Annotated in this window: 3 protein-coding genes; 1 reads left to right on the top strand and 2 read right to left on the bottom strand. The window is 50.1% G+C overall.

All coding sequences use genetic code 11. The features are described from left to right. The coding region (locus E1H13_RS26485) for a hypothetical protein (RefSeq protein ID WP_169617952.1) at nucleotides 1-183 on the top strand (183 nt) is incomplete at its 5' end. Between the two features lie 275 nt (nucleotides 184-458). On the opposite strand, the gene E1H13_RS26490 is transcribed toward E1H13_RS26485, so the two are convergent. Beyond that, entirely contained in the window at nucleotides 459-800 is a 342-nt protein-coding gene (locus E1H13_RS26490; RefSeq protein WP_169617951.1) for a hypothetical protein, read from the bottom strand. Between the two features lie 14 nt (nucleotides 801-814). After that, entirely contained in the window at nucleotides 815-1,147 is a 333-nt protein-coding gene (locus tag E1H13_RS26495) for a DUF433 domain-containing protein (RefSeq protein WP_169617953.1), read from the bottom strand. Nucleotides 1,148-1,321: the final 174 nt, after the last annotated feature.

The following is a 1,321-nucleotide window of genomic DNA, read 5'->3' on the forward strand; positions in this document are numbered from 1 at the left end:
AAGGAGGTAACGCTGATTCTAGTGGCGGGGAGCGAGGTGGTGAGGCAACTTTACGAGGTGCAAGGGAAGAAGCAGGCGATGGAGTTTGCGGCCCGGATTGTGCAGGCAGCGGGAAAACAACGGGCTCGACAGCTTCAAGTTCGAGGCAAGGATCAGGGGCAAGGGTTGGAAATTGGGGATTAGCGGCGATTGGCTACATAGCAGATTGTGCTACTGAATTAAGGGCTCAGAGTAACCAATGAAACATGGGGCTCTTTGGCAGAATTTGGCCAGACAGGGCTATAAGCCTCATAGGACGGACGCAACCAGATAGAGTCGAGGATGTTGGCTTGAATGGTGGGATGATTGGAGACCAGGGGTAACCAAAAAAGTCAAAAAGTCGTGGATCGCTGGGTAGTAATGCGATCGCCATAGGCAACATAAGCCCCATTGACGGCAAGGCTAATAGCCCTCCTGAATCAGGGATTAACAATCACAGATGGAACGTAGGGCTCTTCGGCAGACTTAGTGAATTCGTAGGTAATAATCTCGCCACCGTCTCCATGACCTGAGAAATGAATAATATTAGGCTCGTAATCTAAAATTGCTCTTGCCATGTCTCTAGGACGAACAGCCCACTCAGACTCAATATCAAAATCATTATGAACTTCGCACCAGATTAGAATGTCTGGATCTAAAGTCCCTTTTGCAGGTGCATCGGGATCGCCAATAATTCTGACAATCAGTTCCGGCTCACGACGTACCAGTTGGGTTCGGTATAGGGGCGGAATATGCTCATCTAGCAAATACTGGAGGCTCACAGCGATGGAGTTGCCTATGTTGTGGTCTGGGTCGTGGTTAGCTCAGCTTCTATCTGCTGGAGTCGGAGTCGGACGGGAGATGGGTGTTGCTGTTGCTGTTGTCGCTGTTGACGAGCAAATTCCAGCCAGTCAGCAATGTAGGCGCTGACCTCTTCTTTGTTGTGCAGGTAGTAGAGGATGGTGGCATAGACCTGTTCTAAGGTGACGGTGTGAAATTGCTGGGAAATTTCTTCGGGGGTTTTGCCTCGATAGATGTATTCGTACAGGATGCTCTCGATGCCGATGCGGGTACCGCTGATACGGATGTCGTCGGGGGCGAGGAAGGTAAAGTAGTCTTGGAGGTTCATGGTGTGTTTAAGGGGATGGCTACTTCTATTATGGCGATCGCGGTGGGACGATTCTTTAGGGGGCATCAGTGCGGTTTCGGGTGACAATGTGATCGCCATAGGCAACATAAGCTGAATCAACCACCCAACCCATGAGAGCTACAGGCGTATTGGCTGAAGTATAGTACTTGACTT

The organism is Nodosilinea sp. P-1105, from assembly GCF_012911975.1.
Taxonomy (GTDB): Bacteria; Cyanobacteriota; Cyanobacteriia; order Phormidesmidales; family Phormidesmidaceae; genus Nodosilinea.